Genomic DNA, 15,863 nt, shown 5'->3' with positions numbered 1-15,863 from the left:
TGCTAACGGTAGTATAAATATTTTTCTAAAAACAATCTCCGGGAATTAACCGGAGATAAGGCTAGATAGCGCCTAATACACAGTTTTTCGGGTTTATGCCGGAAATTACCGGGTTAAAGACTATCTGTAATTAGTTTTTGTCTCTATTTGCTGTTGCACTAAGAACTCAAGCCAATTTTCCAACACTTCTTCGACTTCGTATTCATCTTCATCAATTATTTGAGCGATCGCACCCCGCTATATTCTAAAACTACAACAGCAGCCAAAAGCGGGCTGACTTTAGCGCTGAAGCGCTAACTACATTAGACATCTCCATAAATTAATTATGCGTTGCCCGAAATCCTTGTAGAGACGTAGCATTGCTACGTCTCTACATATGACTCTGGAGATGTCTATTAGACAAACGTCGTGAAAAAGAATGTAGAGACGTAGCACAGAATCGTCTAATCAAGGGTTTTGGGCAACGCATAATTAATTTTTACCAGATGTCTATTAATTAATCACAGGTTATTATCTGTGTGCATCTATGGTTTAATATGCAAAAATCCTTAATCCCTAACCCCTATATGAACATCCAACGCATCGAACCCAACCCCGGACAAGAATCGGTTTGGGATTACCCTCGTCCACCTCGCTTAGAAGACACAACCAAACACATCCAAATCATCTTTAATGATGTAACTATCGCAGATACCCACAGCGCTAAACGTGTTTTAGAAACCAGCCATCCACCGGGTTACTACATTCCCCCTGGGGATATCAAAATGGAATATCTACTTTTGACACCCCGTTCTAGCTTTTGTGAATGGAAGGGAAGTGCCGGTTACTACAATATCCGCGTGGGTGACAAAGAAGTGCAAAATGCTGCTTGGTTTTACCCCGAACCGACACCAGAGTTTGCATCTATGAAAGATTATGTAGCTTTTTACGTCCACATGATGGATGCGTGCTACGTCGATGGGGAAAAGGTACAACCGCAACCAGGTAACTTTTATGGGGGTTGGATTACCAGCGATATTGTTGGACCCTTCAAAGGTGGCGCCGGCACTTGGGGATGGTGAGAAAGCGAACAAGTGCGTAAATTAGGCTTTGCATAACCTTGGGATCAATCGTATCGTAGAGACGTAAGGCGCGGAACGTCTCTACAAAACGTCGATAAATTCGACGTTTGCAACGCCAGAAAAACAATTATTATTAGACATCGACCTAAATTAATTATGCATTGTCCGAAACCCTTGTAGAGACGTAGCTAGCTTACGTCTCTACGTCTTTTATGGAGATGAAAGATTGATAATTTTGACTTTCAGAGGTGCGGGGGTCAAAATATTTCTGTAGGAGCAAAAGAACTGTCAGTTGCCAATGTGCTTAAATCTTCAATGTTAATCACCATCGTGTTACACATTTCGTCTAAAGGTAAGTTATGCGGAGCACGAGCAAAAGGATTTTCAATTTGAATTCCAATTTGTTCAATGCCAAACAAAGTAAAACTAATCAAAGCTACAACTAAACCTGTTGCCCAATTTAAATCTTTGACTAATTGAAATGGTAATGATAAACAGTAAATTAACAACAACTGTTTAAGATGAATAGCATAAGGTAGAGGCATTGGTGTTTGTAAGATTCGCTCACAACTACTAAAAGCATCTATAATGTTATCTACCAAATGCTGCAAAGCTGTTACCTGAACCGGACTAACACGTTGGCGTCGATGTTGCTTCTGTAAAAAATCACTTACCCAGAAAGCAATTTCTAAAGGAGGAGTTCTACGACTTTGAAGAACAAAATATTCCGATGGGGACATCAAGCCTTGTAACTCTGGGTTTATTGGTTCTTCTCGAAGATACAATTTTGTGGCAATTGTAAACGCAACTATTAACCGCAAAGCAGCAACTTTATGTTCTCTATCTTTTGGTCCTTGTTCTTCAATTACGATCCAAATTTGACGAGCTAAATTCCGAACATTGATAACTAAATTTCCCCAGCACTTTCGACCTTCCCAGAAACGATCGTAAGCTGTGTTAGTGCGGAAAACTAATAATAGACCGAGGACAATACTCGGAACTAAAGCACTCAAAATAGGCAAAGAGACAGGTAATCCCAAATAATAAAGAAGCGAAATAAAAATGCCAAATACACCAGACGCAAGAACCTGGGGCATTATTTTGGGAATCACAGACTGTCTTAACTGAAAAGCAACTCGAAACCAGTTGGCTTTTTTTGTACTCATTGAACTTTACCAGAGCATATTACACCGGAATATCTGGAAGTGGAGATTTTTTATAACTTGTCCCTTGTAATAAAACGTCAACTATGGGTGATGTCATGAGAGTGGTAACATCGCACATAATATCACTTGTCAGCAAGCCTTGGATATTCTGCTTAAGAAGTAGAGACGTTTCGCAAAACGTCTCTATAAATATTTACACTCACTAACAAGCGATCGCATCCAATTTCCAACATTTCCAGACGCAAATCTGAATGCTGGTAATACGATAAATGTAATAGCTTACGTAAGTACTATTCTAATAATCCTGCCGGACGCCACCTCGCACAGGCTTAACTTCAGAAGGGTCAGAGAATGGATCAGTACCCCCACTCCAGTTAAAGTCGCTAATTCTAAAGCTGATACCACCTAATTCCAACACTGGGTTATAACGCAAAGTAATTCCATAACTACGGCGGTTATATTCTACGATGTAGTCGGTGCTGGTACGTTGGTTTGTGTCTAAGTTAATTGAGGTTTGAAATCCAAGGCTAAATGGCCCGTAGATTTGCTGAGAAATTCCCGCACTGAGTACTTTGTTATCAACAGCGCGATCGAACAAAAATGGCGATGCTCCGCTAAATATACCTTGGGAATAACTGACATTAAAGGCGGTATAATCAAAGGCAGGTCGGGAGAAATGTCCAAACTGCCCACGCAAGCCTACTGTGGCAATCAGGGTGGTTTGGTTATCACCACTGCTGTAATAACTGTTCGTGCCGGTTACGTCCCCAAATGCTTGTACGTAGGGAACTATCGGGTTTGGAGTGTAGCGCAATCCTTCTGTAGGGGTGGGTGGTAATCCTTTACCTTGCCAGAGTGTAATCCCACCATCCAAGGTAGCGCTACCTTGGATGCGTCCTAAAGAGATGCGGTTGTTGTCTCGTTGTGTTGCGAGTAAGTCAAGCCGATCGCTATTCGCGTTAATATATTGAGCACCCCCTTGATATCTTAAGTTCAAACCACTTTTACCTAAAGGAATTATCGGGGAAGTTACAACTGCACCAAGGCTACTTTGCACAGTTTGAAAACCGAGGGTGCCGTTGTAAAGGCGATCGCGATAGCTATATTCTAAATTCAATATGTGAGGGTTGCGATCGCCTAATTCTTGCCGCAATCGCAAACTTGCCCGCAAATTGTCTTCCACTGTTCCCAAGTCTAAGCTGGTTAATATCCCAGAACCCTCAACTCTAGTTTTGGGGCTTAATGTAGCATTCAATCTTGCTTTTAAACCAAACAGGGAAGCGAAGTTACCAGCACCACTTTGCACTGCCTTTTGCACAAAAAACTGAGGTGTGACGCTAAAACGTACCCCTTCTGTGTTAAACGGTTGGAAAGAACGCTCAATAAACACACCACCGCGTTGATTACCATCAAAGCCGATAGAAGCGATCGCTGGAGTTACATCTCGTTCCCGACGGTCGATTGTCTGCCGATCTATGGGGATGGGTAATGTTGTTCTTTGATCTAATACTAAACGCTGACGCTCTGTTTTAATCGTGTCTACTAACGGTGCTTCTCGCGTTAAAGTGACTTTATCGGCGCGTAACTCTAGTTCTGGGGGCGAAAATGGATCATTAGTAAAGCGGACATTTCTCGCTTGCCACCCTCTTGGATAAAAATCAACTCGTTCTGCTTGAAAGCGCACTCGCTTGACTACACCTCCCTGTTTGGGTCCGGGGAGGTTTCTCGCATCTGTCCTTCCACCTAAGTTGAAGTTAACTCCACCCGGACTATTGACACTTGTAGTTGGCTGATTTGCCCGAATGCGATCGCTTGGTGGACGTGCTGTTACTACTCCACCGACTCCCGTATCAACAGAGCTAAAGGCTAAATCAGTACCTGCTGTGGGGATGTAAACTTCTCCCCTACCATTTTCTAATTGCCCGCTATCTTGAATAAAGTTATAACTAAAGCGTTCTCCGCGCAGTACTTGATCCCCTCGTGTCAATGCGACATTTCCATTACCCACGGCAATCAAGTTGTCTAAATTGACTTGCAAGCGATCGGCATCTACCACCGCCCCATCAAATCGTACCACCACATTACCCACAGCCGTCACAATCCGCCGTTGCTGGTCGTACTCCTGGCGATCGGAAGTAATTTCCACAATTCTCTCTCGTGTTGGCGCTGTAGTTGCTGGTGGAGTTGTTGCTGGTGGTTGACTTTGTTGCTGATTTGTGGTATCACCGTTCGGTATCGGTGCAGATTGTTGTACAGTATTGGGTTGAGGAACTGTGATTTGACTTGTCTGGCTGCGAGACTTGAATTCTATAACATTTTCTACTCTTTGTGTGCTCGCTGCGTCGGGGTTAGTATAAGTAATATTTTGTATCGGTTCGGCACTCGTCGTATTTTGGGCAATAGTATTATTTTGCCGTAATGACGGGGCTAATTTTTCTTGTAATATTTGCCCTTTTTGGGATATCTTGCTTTGCGATGGGACATTTGGATCCGGCTGTACGGGATAACTAATTCCCATCGATTCTCCCAAAGCAGCGGCACTCTTAACGGCGCTAAAGGGAGAAAATTCTGGTGGTAAACTTTCTGGCTGACTAGTGGGTGCAGGCTGCGTCTGGGTAACTGCTAAATCTTGCCGAGTAGCGTTTTGTGGAATTGGGGATACAGAATCTGGTTGCCTTTGTGGCTGATTTTCCTGGGATGAAGTCTCCAGTTCGGTAATTGAATGAAACCTGGTATCACTACCAGTCAACATCGGATTTGCAGGTTGTAAAGGTTCGACAATCGAAGGTGGTGCGGGTGGCAGAACTGGGTGAAGCATATTCGCAAAATCAACCTAACAAATAGCCAATTGAAAGCCGGAAGGACTAATTACATCTAACTGCCTTCCGACTTTAGCCTTCAGCCTAGCCTGCGGCAAGCCGCCTGGAAAGGACACTAAAAAGGCGTGTGGAATTTTCCACTTCATTATCAAGTGTCCGTGGCATTTACATTCCGATGAACGGCAGTTGCGGATCGGGTCGTGATTTTACTCTGAATCCCGGCGTCCGGGGTTACGAGCTGGATCGTTCGACAAAAATCCAAAGACGAAAAGCAAAATGAAGAAGGCTACAACAACATAAACAACAATTTTTAAAGTAACCATTGACGAAAACTCCAAGGGTATAAAATGGAAGCTTGCTTTTTTGTATCCGTGATGCAGAAAAGATAGCTCCTATATATTACCCAAATCTCGCACCTTTTTTGGCAGGTACTGAGTCCATCCAAAGTCATTTAATTGTTAACTGGCTAATTACTGTTGGATGCAATGTAAGTTTCCTGTGGGTTTTATGACTTGTAGATACGACTCTTCGCTTTTCAATAAAAATCTGAAGCAACTACACTCTTGTGATGACGTGAACTTGAGGCTGAGGTTTCCGAGTCAAGAAATAAAGTCGCTGGAATTCACATTAAACTAGTAATCCAAGATTCCCGACTTCTCTGTTGAATTGATTGGAAAGGTGTTGTAAATTGTTAATTATCGCAGTTTTGCTGCAATCGCGATCGCTTTTTTCCTTCTGTTGTTCAAGTTCTTCTTCAGCCAATTCTTTCTGCTGACGTTGCTGCTGCGCTTCTTCTTCTTGTGGTGTTGGAACCAGTTGTCCAAGAGAAGTGAAAAAGCGTAACTTTTCTTCATACAATCCCAAATATAACCCTAGCTGTTGACTCCACAACCAGCCTAGGGGGTTGGGTTGCAATGGTTGATATGCACCATCAAGCAAATGAAAGCCAGCAAATTCTAAATTATTTGGATCAAACCAGAAGTAATCTGGTGTGCGAAAAATATCTTGATAAATTTGTTTTTTGAAATTTTTATCACTTGCCGCTGTTGAATCGGAAAGAAGTTCTACAATCACATTGGGATATTTGCCATCTTCTTCCCAAACAACCCAACTTTTGCGGGGTTTGCGTTCAGTTTCCAGCACTAAAAAAAAATCTGGTCCGCGAAAATCTTCTGATTTTGGCTGGCGTGAACTATAATATACCGTCAGATTACCCGATGCATAGAAATCGTTGCGGTTTCCCCATAACCACTCAATACACTGAATCAGCAGCGTCATTTGCTCTCGTTGTAAGTCAGATTCCAAAGGGGGTTCGTCACTAGATAAATCCCCTGGAGGGAATATAACATCTTTTGGCGTTTCTAAATCTTTAGCGACAGACATGGTAGCTAGTGTCTAAGTGCTATAAGTTTAGCGTAGTTGTGAGGCGGGATTGCTGTTAGGGAAGGAGTCGCAACCCCTGCACTGCGTCTTGCCCTAGATTTTCTTGGAGATAAGTTTCAAATTCTTGCTTGACTGCGTGACGGAGTACTTGCTGTTCTTCTAGTTGTTGTGCTTCAAGATATTCGGCGATCGCTTGATTATCGGCTAAGTTAACGCGGTTCTCGTTATCGTCTGTAAGAATTTCTTCGGAAACTAGTCTAATTAAATCACTACCGGGCACTTGAGTTAAGCCACCATATTGGGTGCGTCGCAAGTAATTTACAAAACGGTAAACTAATAACGGTTGATTGCGTACTGCTGGCAAACAGCAAAGAGTTATGTAGTCTGGAATCCGTCGTCAACTCGGCAATGGAAGCTATTTGCTGCTGCATGTAGTTATCGCTTTGGAGTAATTCTTGGAGTACTTCTTGCAATACATCCACGACAGTGCGTTTGCGATCGCGACTCAGAGAAATCCAAATCTGGGATTTTATTACGTAATGTTACGAAACTCCCCAGCCGAGTGATCGAGTTGCGATAACCACGTTCTTGCGCTATACCCAAGTAGCGTTGACATAAAATCCGATAGCGATATTCCATCGCTTGTTTTCTGATATCCAGTTCCTTTGGGTTGAGCATCTCAAACCGTTGTAAGTCGCTTCCCAAAAGCCAGAGAATAATACTTTCCCAGTTTACTTCGCTTTGTTCTGGACACTCACTATCCAAACGCGATCGTCAATATTCCCTAAGTTTTTCTGCTTGCTTTCGTTGTGAGGATTTTAATTAGGCGATCGCTATTCATTCATCGTTGTATAAGTCTAATTGCTTACAAATATAGCGTCTCACCTGATAGTCGCATTGAACTATGCCAGATTTAACCTATCTTGCAATTCTAAATATCCAACCCAACAACAGTTAATTCTGGTGGATGTTCAACAGTGAACTGATAATATATCTCTCTTCGTTCCTGCGCTGCAAGAGTTAACAACCATTCTAAAATACCCATTTCCCCAAGTTGAATTTGTGGGTTACTGCGAATCAGACGGACTTTAATTTGTTCGTTGCGACTAACTGGTAATTGTTCAGTTAATTTTAAATTAGCTTCTGAGTTAAGTAAGTTAGTAATTATCAAGCGATAACTATAAGTAATGCGACGCTGATTGCTAATTAATTTTTTGTCTACCTGACGCTCAACTAACTCCCGCTCAATTTTCAAACCTTGGTCAATTCCTAAGTTAAGTTTGAATTCTTGCCCTGGGGCAATATTATCTAATTGCGTTGTTCCCACAAATATATTGTCGCGGAAAATATTCGCTTTACCTGGTAACAAAGTTGCACCGTTAACGCTATTTTTCACATGAGCTTGCAAATAAGCGAAACTTACCAAGCGCGGCATTGCTATATAATCAAAACTACAAGGATAATCGTCATGAAAAATTGTTGTTTTATGAGGTGTGCCATCAGTAGGAATATTACCACCACCACTTAATTTAAAGCTGACTACGCTTCCTTGTTTTGATATTTCAGCAACAACAGTTTCCGCAGCAATTAAATCTTCTTCTTTTTCTATTTCGTCCTCGTTATCCTCAGCCGTTCTTGCCATTGCAAGAGCAGCGGGAGGTAGAGACATCGCTCTTTGTCGCACTCGTCGTGTTGTCATTAATTGCGCTGGAGGACTTGGTACGTCTATATACCAAGGTTGCAGTTTAGGCGGCAGCGTACCTAGTCCGGGTTTGGCGGTAGAAAGGGTTATATCAACGTTTATCCAATCTTCGCCAGTCTTTTGGGTGATTTGCGCTAAGTACCCTAAGTGTACAGTATCGCTGGTACTGCTAACCCGTAAGTCATAAAGCGGATTCCAACTAGCGCTATTAACTAAGTAGGAAACCTCTAGCTCAAATTCTCCCGCACCGGCAGGCTCTACAGCCACAATTAAGCTAACACTTTCTTTAGGATGGGGTGTTTGGATTTTTTGCAAAGAAGCGTAGAGTACTTGTAGCTGCTTGTCTAATTCTTGTTGTTGGCTTTTGCATTCCCCGGAAGCGATCGCATATTCGCTATATTGACTACCCAAAAAGTTGAGGAAATCTAATGTTTCGCTCAAACTGAGATTTTTCCGTGCCAAACTCTGTGCAAAAGGATCTTCTGTCTTTTCGCGCAAACCGGCGATAAAACTAGATTGTAATGCCAAAGCATCGACTTGCGCTTGGAGGTGACGTTTTTCGGCTTCTATTTGCTGAATTTGCCGATGATATTGTGCGACACGTTCGGCTACGGGTTCGGTAGTGAAAGTGCGATCGCTACTCACTCCCAACAAGCGCACCGCTACCTCACCTGCACCGCTTACCCTGACAGACTCAGTTTCTATCATGGGTAATGCGGTAATTACTAATTCCCGTTCTTGTCCTGTTAAAGATATTACACCGCGTCGTGACACTAAAGCCTTGTCAGCGTATACCGTCACAGCTTTAATCTGGGTGTCTACTATTTTCGTTTCATCTTGAGTTTCCGGGTTAACCACAGTCAGTTTTCCCCAAGTTAATGTTAGGTCGTGGTTAATTTTTAATGATTAACAGTCTAACCGTCAAGTTATTTGGCAATTTGGTAATAGACAAACGTCGTGGAAATTAGTGCGTGATCCCTCTCCAACCTCTCCCCGTTGGTGTCAGCCTGCCGTTAGGCAAGCGGAGAGAGGCTTTAATTCCCCCTTCTGCCCTCTGAGAGGTATTATACCATTTCACTTTCATTATGAAACATATAAAGATGTAGAGACGCGACTGGTCGCGTCTCTACAAAATGTTTTCGTGAAATGATATTAGGTCTGCGCGGAAATTTACGGTTTGTAAATCTTTTCCGGAGATGTCTATTTGATATTTCATATTTGAGTTAACTTAATTACCTCCCTCAACACTGCTATAAACGTGAGAAACCCTGTTTTCTACCATCTTATTCGCTGCATCTAATAGATACTCAAAGTAAGTACGAGCAACGATAGATAACTGTTTGCCATTGGGATACACCATATACCAAGTTCGCTTAATGGGAAAGTGTTCTACATCCAAAATGGTTATTTCTGGTGTGTTTGGCATTAAGGTATGGCGAGATAAAACCGAAATACCTAAACCACCGGCGATCGCTTGCTTAATTGCCTCATTACTTCCCAATTCCAGCTTGACTTTCACCTTTATGTCATGTTCATCAAAAAGACTTTGCACAGCACGTCGGGTTCCCGAACCTGGTTCTCGCATAATAAAAGGTTCATTCTCAAGACGTTCTATAGGAATATTTTTTTCCTTAGCTAGGGGATGATTTTCTGATGCAAAAACTACCAAAGGATTTTCTAGAAAGGGGTGGCAATTGACATCAAGATGCTCTGGCACTTGACTTATAATATACAAGTCGTCCAAATTGTTGGTCATCCTTTCTAAAATACGTTCGTGATTAGTTACTTGCAAAGATATATCTATACCAGGATAAAGTTGGCAAAATGGACCCAACAAACGCGGTACAAAATATTTTGCTGTTGTAATTACTGCTAAACGTAATTGTCCTTGTTTTAGCCCTTTTAAATTTGCAATTTTCATTTCAAATTGGGCTATTGTCTCGAAAATTTGGCGGCAAGTTGCAAATAATTCCCTTCCCGCTTCTGTTAGAAATAAGCGCTTACCCACTTGCTCAAATAATGGCAAACCCACCGATTTTGTCAGTTGTTTGATTTGCATGGAGACAGTCGGCTGGGTGAGAAAAAGTTCTTCTGCTGCGCGAGTAAAGCTACCATGCCGTGCCGCTGCCTCGAACACCTTTAACTGGTGTAGCGTCGCTTGGTTCAAAGGTAATTCTCCTGTAATAGCAATTTGTGGATATAAATTTAGTATCACGTAACACTCCGAAATGATAGAGTGTCGCACCCCTAAAAGTTATCAACGATAGTATATAGATTATTATCTATTGTTGCTATTAGAATATTTGTATTTTCTTTATGTTAGTTAGAAGTTATTATCAAAACAACAAGCAAAGCGTAAGATGCCTTTCAGCCAACGTTGCACACCTTAAAGGTATGTTCCGAGGGTCAGTAACTTATCTTCTATTAACATCATCACCATAGGTGTGTACAACGTTTTTTTCAACTTTAGGTATTTATTATTCTTTGTTAGTTGTTGTTTACGGCTTCCTAATATTTACTAATAACTACTAACTACTCTTCCACAATTTTTATCGGGAGTTTGGCTAAATCCGGCAAGCCTACCATTTCTACTTCGGCAACTTGTTCCTTTTCCTTGATATTCACTGGCAATCTTAAAGGTTGACGTTCTTCTATCCAGCAACTTGCGACTGGCAGGGTTTGCTCTAATTCATCCAGTGGTCGAGGAATCACCATCACAGCGTTTAACTCACCAATTCGTTCTGCCTCGAACATCCCAGCTTCTACTGCCACTGCGACATTTGCCACCGTGCCGCGAATAATCGCTGTACACAAACCCCCACCGATTTTTTCATATGCCGCTAAGTCAACATCAGCAGCTTTCAACATGGCATCAGCAGCTCCCACCATTGCCGGAAAGCCCCGTGTTTCTACTAAACCGATCGCTTTGTTACTTAGACGGCTGTAGTCGTCTCCACTAAATTGACTCAGACGGCTAGCGATGGGTAGTACTATGTCTAAATTTGGGAAAGGTCGAGCAATCACTAAGCTAGAAACCAGTTGACCAAATTGTTCAGCAGTTTGCACACCTGCTTCTACGGCAAGACGCACATCAGCGATGTTACCTCGAACGATGGCAGTACAGTGACCACCACCGATTTTTTCATACCCAACTAAGTACACTCCAGCCGATTTCAGCATCATATCTGCTGTCCCCACTATCGCTGGAAAGCTGAGGGTTGATACTAAACCCAAAGCAGTGTCTTGAAAATTATCTCGACGACGGGATTGGCTGGTACTAGCACGTTGATTATATGTTTCCATGTGAATCTTCCTAGATAATCGCGTATTCTGACAACTTACAATTAACACTTACTCAGAGCGATCGTCAGACTTCGGTTCACTTAATGATTGCCTATGTGGAAACAATGTGGTCAATAGCCTTTGTATACTCCCTTGCCCATAAATTTGTGTACCGAAAATGTTGGGGTCAGTGGAAGACGTTTCTGAGTTTTGATTGCTAAGTGGTGATTCCTCTGTGATGGGATGCTCTTGAGAGTTTGACTCTATTTTCCCCGAATTTATCGGCGAAGGAATCTGACTTTGGGAATTATTTTTATCTTTCCCAGTCCCATTTTGAGACTCTACATTCACTGAAGCAGGTTTAGTTGTGGATGGTTCTAATTCTTTTGTGTCAATCTCAATGGGGGAAGGTAAGGTAGCACGCACAGTGGTGTCTCCCAAAACTGAACCGGGTGCAACTACTTGTCCTGGCTCTACCGAACAGTTAAAAACTGTTGTTGCTGAACCAATGCAGGCATTTACTCCTATTCTACCTGCACCAACCATTAAAAAACCGGCTCCCAGACTTACTCCTGCTTCTATTTCTATTATTCCTGCATTAACTTGAATAATTGACCCCATGCCAATACAGACACCAGGACCGATGAAGATTTTGCTGTTTGTAGCCGCTTGGAGTATGACCCCTGGTGCGATTACCGCACTGGGATGAACAATCACCTCGCCACTAATGTAAGAATCAAAGTTGGTATTTAGGCGCAGTGGCGGCACAGACATAAAAGTTGTAACCTTAGAAGCCGGAGAAAGTGAGTGGGGAGTGGAGGAGTGGAGGAAGCGTGGTGTGGGGGAAGCGTGGTGTGGAGGAGATGAGGAAGAAAATTCACCTTGATCACGCAGTCCCCCTTGATCACGCAATCCCCCTTGTCCCCTTGTCTGTTTGATTACGGGCGTTGAATTATTGTTTCTAATACCCGACGTTTGTCTTTGGGGTTGATGCCAATTAAGCGTACATATTCCCCTTCATATTCTGTAAGGTATCCTTCCAAAGCGGCGATCGCTTCTCTGTCAGAATTACCCTGAATTTGACCACTGCTTGTCCAAGAACCGGTGCGGAATCGGCGCTTATCTACGTGTTCTATGCTAATTTTGCTACCTTGAGCCATTAACTGCCGCAGTTGATCTATCACTTCTGAGCTTAAGCGGCTGGTGGTCGCTGTATTTGACGTTTTAGAAGTGCTACTTGAGCTACTTGCCACCATCTGGTTATCGCTACCGCTAGGCTGTGCTACATTGCTATCTGGTCTTTGGATAATGCTTTCTAAAACTCGTTTTTTCGCTTTTGGTTCAATGCCAATTAAGCGTACATACTCCCCTTCGTATTCTCTAAGGTATCCTTCCAAAGCGGCGATCGCTTCTGTTTCAGAATTACCCTGAATTTGACCGCAGCTAGACCAAGAACCTGTACGGAAGCGGCGCTTGTCTACGTGTTCTGCGCTGATTTTGCTACCTTGATTGATTAGTTGCCGCAGTTGAGCTACCACCTCTGAGCTTAACCGGGTGGTTGTCGCTGTCCTAGTGCTGCTTGAGCTTGAGTTACTTGCGACAAACTTATTACCGCTAGGAAGAGCTACATTACCATCCGGTCTTTGGATGATGCTTTCTAAAACCCGTTTCTTCGCTTTGGGTTCAATTCCCACTAACCGGACGTACTCGCCGATGTGTTCAGCTACACAAGCTTCCAAAGCGGAAATTACTTCTCTTTCGTTACTTGAGGCAATGGGAGTGCAACTTTGCCAAGATCCGGTACGGAACCGCCTTTTATCTACGTGTTCCATACCAATTTTGTAACCACCAGCTAACAGTTGGCGTACTTGTTCGATCGCTTCACCACTCAATGAAGTAGAACTGCCACTATAGCTACTAGCACCGGAAGAACTCGCACTTTTTACACCAAATTTAGGTGTTTCACCATTTTGAACGATCCCATCTGGTCTTTGGATGATAGTTTCTAGTACGCGGCGCTTGCCTTTGGGGTCAATACCAAATAGGCGAACAAACTCACCACTGTGTTCAGCTAGACACCCTTCTAAGGCAGCGATCGCTTCACTGGTTGAATGACTAGCGATCGGACTACAGCTAGCCCACGAACCAGTACGGAACCGCCGCGCATCTACGTGTTCTGTGCCAATTTGATACCCTTGTTCTAAAAGATGCCGCACTTGTTGCACCGTCTGGGAACTCAAGTTAGAACTTGATACAGATCCGTTGCCGCTGTAGCCATTACTGCCGTTAGTTTTATATGAAGTAGTCATTTCATTCCGAATGTTTTTAATACATTTGTTATCCGCAGCACAGAGATAACCCGATCTCAGTGCTTGATTTATACCTACTACATGATGAGAAAATTCTTTATCCTGAGCTTGCACATCTGGTAAGCGATCGGCTTGCTGCTGATTAATAATTACCGCTCCCGAAGGCACATATTTTCCCGCAGGAATTTCTACATCTTGAATCAAAGCGTGCATCATCACGATGCAACCATTTCCTACTCTGGCGTTAAACACCGTGGAGCGAAAACCAATGAAGCACTCATCCCCTACGTATGCAGGTCCGTGAATTAAAGCCATGTGGGTAATGGAAGCATTCTTGCCAATCCATACCGAGTATTGATTGTCGTCATCACCAATTACTCTGCCTTGCTCTAACCCGTGAATCACAACACCATCTTGAAGATTAGTGTTTTCACTGATATGAAAAGGCGTACCTTCATCAGCTCTAATCGAAGTTCCTGGAGCGACGATTACATTCGCACCAATCCGCACGTCCCCAATAACGTTAGAAAATGGATGGATATAGGCTGTTGGGTCGATATTTGGCTCTGCCAAATTTCTTGACCACGGGGTTGGGGGAGCCGCTGCGCTGCGGACTGCCATTCTAGATTCCTCCTCTATTTAAGTTATGAGTTATGAGTTATGAGTTATGAGTTGTAATTTCTAACTCCGTAGAGACGTTCCGTTAGAACGTCTCTACCTAACTCCTCACTTGCGTTACCTTGACTATCGATACTGGTCTTTTTTGCTATATATAAGGCGATCTTCAACGTAAACTGTATCAATTATCGCCACTACAGCTGCATCCACCGGACGCTGTTCATTGCCCAGCACTTGACGAGCGGCATTGCCACGACTGATAAGCACCCACTCATCGAATCCAGCACCGACACTATCAGCTGCCACCTCATATTCTTCTGGCAAAATTTGCCCTTCTTCATTTATTAACTGCAACAACAGTAGTTTGACACCTCTAAGACTTGGATCTTTTTGTGTACTAACTACTGTGCCGCGAACCTTGGCAATTTGCATTACGCTCTTAGGGTCTTCTGTTGAAACTGCGAATTGCGTTAACATCGTCCCGGAATTGCTCTACATCTTCTGTATAACGAATTGGTAGGACATATTCCAAGTTCTCGTGTGGACGAGCAATGATGTGAGTAGACAGAACTTGTCCTCCATTAACTCGCTTGACTGATTCAACTCCTGCTCCCACCGAAGCTTGCACTTCTGATACATCTCCCCGGACAATCACGGTAACGCGACCACTACCAATTTTCTCATAGCCTACTAGGGTGACGCGGGCGGCTTTCACCATTGCGTCAGCAGCTTCTACTACTGCTGGAAAACCTAGCGTTTCTACCATTCCTACTGCGATTGACATGCTTTTTAATCCTTAATTAAGTTTCACTTCGATGAATGCAAACAGCTACTAGGCTGACAATTCGTCAATAGATGCGTGATGCCTGTTTAACTAGTACAGCACGACAAAAATAATTAGACAGTCATAAACACACAAAAAAGTAGTTTTTATAAGCATTTCTGCCTTCAGCATAGCTGACTTCAGCTCCTCCGGCTGCCTTCTAGCTTTTAAGTGCGAAACTGTTCTACAGCCTCAGTGTATCGAATCGGCAATACATATTCTAGGTTTTCGTGGGGACGAGCAATGATGTGAGTTGATAACACTTCACCACCATTTACTCTTCTGGCTGCTTCAACCCCAGCTGCAACCGACGCTTGTACTTCAGACACATCTCCTCTGACAATTACGGTGACGCGAGCGCTACCGATTTTCTCATAGCCTACCAAGGTGACACGAGCGGCTTTTACCATGGCGTCGGCAGCTTCTACCAGCGCCGGAAAGCCTTTTGTTTCAATCATCCCAACTGCAATTGGCATCCCAGAACTCCTCAAAAATTAATGCAATTAGTACTGTAATCGGAAAATATTTACGGGAATACTCAGTTTGAGCTGTAAAAACATTTCCGTTATTAAGCATAGAAAAGCTTTGCTTTTCTGGCAATATAAGTTCCTATAATAGTTTATGATAAGATAGTTTTAAAATTCTTAATATAAATTTATGTAGCGATCTCCGCAATCAAATTACACAGATTGCTAGAGCA

At 43.0% G+C, this 15,863-nt stretch carries 15 protein-coding genes; 1 reads left to right on the top strand and 14 read right to left on the bottom strand.

Going from position 1 to position 15,863, the window contains the following annotated elements:
- The first annotated feature begins 566 nt into the window (after positions 1–566).
- Positions 567–1,061 carry a DUF427 domain-containing protein gene (locus OGM63_RS16375; RefSeq protein WP_263746656.1) on the top strand — a complete coding sequence of 165 codons (495 nt, stop codon included), beginning with the start codon at positions 567–569 and terminating at the stop codon, positions 1,059–1,061.
- A 257-nt stretch (positions 1,062–1,318) separates the two neighbouring features.
- Here OGM63_RS16375 and OGM63_RS16370 read toward each other — a convergent pair whose 3' ends face one another.
- The 14 genes from OGM63_RS16370 to OGM63_RS16300 form a co-directional block, all read right to left on the bottom strand.
- Positions 1,319–2,227 carry a bestrophin family protein gene (locus tag OGM63_RS16370; RefSeq protein ID WP_263746653.1) on the bottom strand — a complete coding sequence of 303 codons (909 nt, stop codon included), beginning with the start codon at positions 2,225–2,227 and terminating at the stop codon, positions 1,319–1,321.
- A gap of 295 nt (positions 2,228–2,522) precedes the next feature.
- Entirely contained in the window at positions 2,523–5,045 is a 2,523-nt protein-coding gene (locus OGM63_RS16365) for a DUF3769 domain-containing protein (protein ID WP_263746652.1), read from the bottom strand.
- A gap of 207 nt (positions 5,046–5,252) precedes the next feature.
- Positions 5,253–5,369 carry a photosystem II reaction center protein I gene (locus OGM63_RS16360; RefSeq protein ID WP_089125560.1) on the bottom strand — a complete coding sequence of 39 codons (117 nt, stop codon included), beginning with the start codon at positions 5,367–5,369 and terminating at the stop codon, positions 5,253–5,255.
- A gap of 304 nt (positions 5,370–5,673) precedes the next feature.
- The gene (locus OGM63_RS16355; RefSeq protein ID WP_263746651.1) at positions 5,674–6,429 is read right to left on the bottom strand and encodes a Uma2 family endonuclease; all 756 of its coding nucleotides are present in this window, start codon (positions 6,427–6,429) and stop codon (positions 5,674–5,676) included.
- A 55-nt stretch (positions 6,430–6,484) separates the two neighbouring features.
- Positions 6,485–6,793: a hypothetical protein gene (locus OGM63_RS16350; protein WP_263746650.1), complete on the bottom strand. Its 309-nt coding sequence runs from the start codon at positions 6,791–6,793 to the stop codon at positions 6,485–6,487.
- 71 nt (positions 6,794–6,864) lie between these two features.
- Positions 6,865–7,194: a hypothetical protein gene (locus OGM63_RS16345; protein WP_263746648.1), complete on the bottom strand. Its 330-nt coding sequence runs from the start codon at positions 7,192–7,194 to the stop codon at positions 6,865–6,867.
- A 166-nt stretch (positions 7,195–7,360) separates the two neighbouring features.
- A complete protein-coding gene (locus OGM63_RS16340; RefSeq protein ID WP_263746646.1) occupies positions 7,361–8,989 on the bottom strand; it encodes a mucoidy inhibitor MuiA family protein in 1,629 nt (542 codons plus the stop codon).
- A gap of 370 nt (positions 8,990–9,359) precedes the next feature.
- Positions 9,360–10,298: a LysR family transcriptional regulator gene (locus OGM63_RS16335; RefSeq protein WP_263746655.1), complete on the bottom strand. Its 939-nt coding sequence runs from the start codon at positions 10,296–10,298 to the stop codon at positions 9,360–9,362.
- A 365-nt stretch (positions 10,299–10,663) separates the two neighbouring features.
- Complete coding sequence (gene ccmO / locus OGM63_RS16330) at positions 10,664–11,434, bottom strand: beta-carboxysome assembly protein CcmO (protein ID WP_263746645.1); 771 nt, start codon at positions 11,432–11,434, stop codon at positions 10,664–10,666.
- Between the two features lie 48 nt (positions 11,435–11,482).
- On the bottom strand, positions 11,483–12,325 hold the full coding sequence (gene ccmN, locus OGM63_RS16325; protein ID WP_263746644.1) for a beta-carboxysome scaffolding protein CcmN: 843 nt from the start codon (positions 12,323–12,325) through the stop codon (positions 11,483–11,485).
- A gap of 26 nt (positions 12,326–12,351) precedes the next feature.
- Positions 12,352–14,343, bottom strand: coding sequence for a beta-carboxysome scaffolding protein CcmM (ccmM, locus tag OGM63_RS16315; protein ID WP_318528473.1), 1,992 nt, complete (start codon positions 14,341–14,343; stop codon positions 12,352–12,354).
- A 123-nt stretch (positions 14,344–14,466) separates the two neighbouring features.
- Entirely contained in the window at positions 14,467–14,772 is a 306-nt protein-coding gene (ccmL, locus tag OGM63_RS16310) for a beta-carboxysome shell vertex protein CcmL (protein ID WP_263746643.1), read from the bottom strand.
- A gap of 7 nt (positions 14,773–14,779) precedes the next feature.
- Positions 14,780–15,124: a carbon dioxide-concentrating mechanism protein CcmK gene (locus OGM63_RS16305; protein WP_263746642.1), complete on the bottom strand. Its 345-nt coding sequence runs from the start codon at positions 15,122–15,124 to the stop codon at positions 14,780–14,782.
- Between the two features lie 206 nt (positions 15,125–15,330).
- The gene (locus tag OGM63_RS16300; RefSeq protein ID WP_029635340.1) at positions 15,331–15,639 is read right to left on the bottom strand and encodes a carbon dioxide-concentrating mechanism protein CcmK; all 309 of its coding nucleotides are present in this window, start codon (positions 15,637–15,639) and stop codon (positions 15,331–15,333) included.
- Positions 15,640–15,863: the final 224 nt, after the last annotated feature.

Origin of the sequence: Plectonema radiosum NIES-515 (assembly GCF_025753815.1) — a bacterium.
GTDB classification, from domain to species: domain Bacteria; phylum Cyanobacteriota; class Cyanobacteriia; order Cyanobacteriales; family Nostocaceae; genus Hassallia; species Hassallia radiosum_A.
This window is presented reverse-complemented; position numbering and strand designations above follow the sequence as displayed.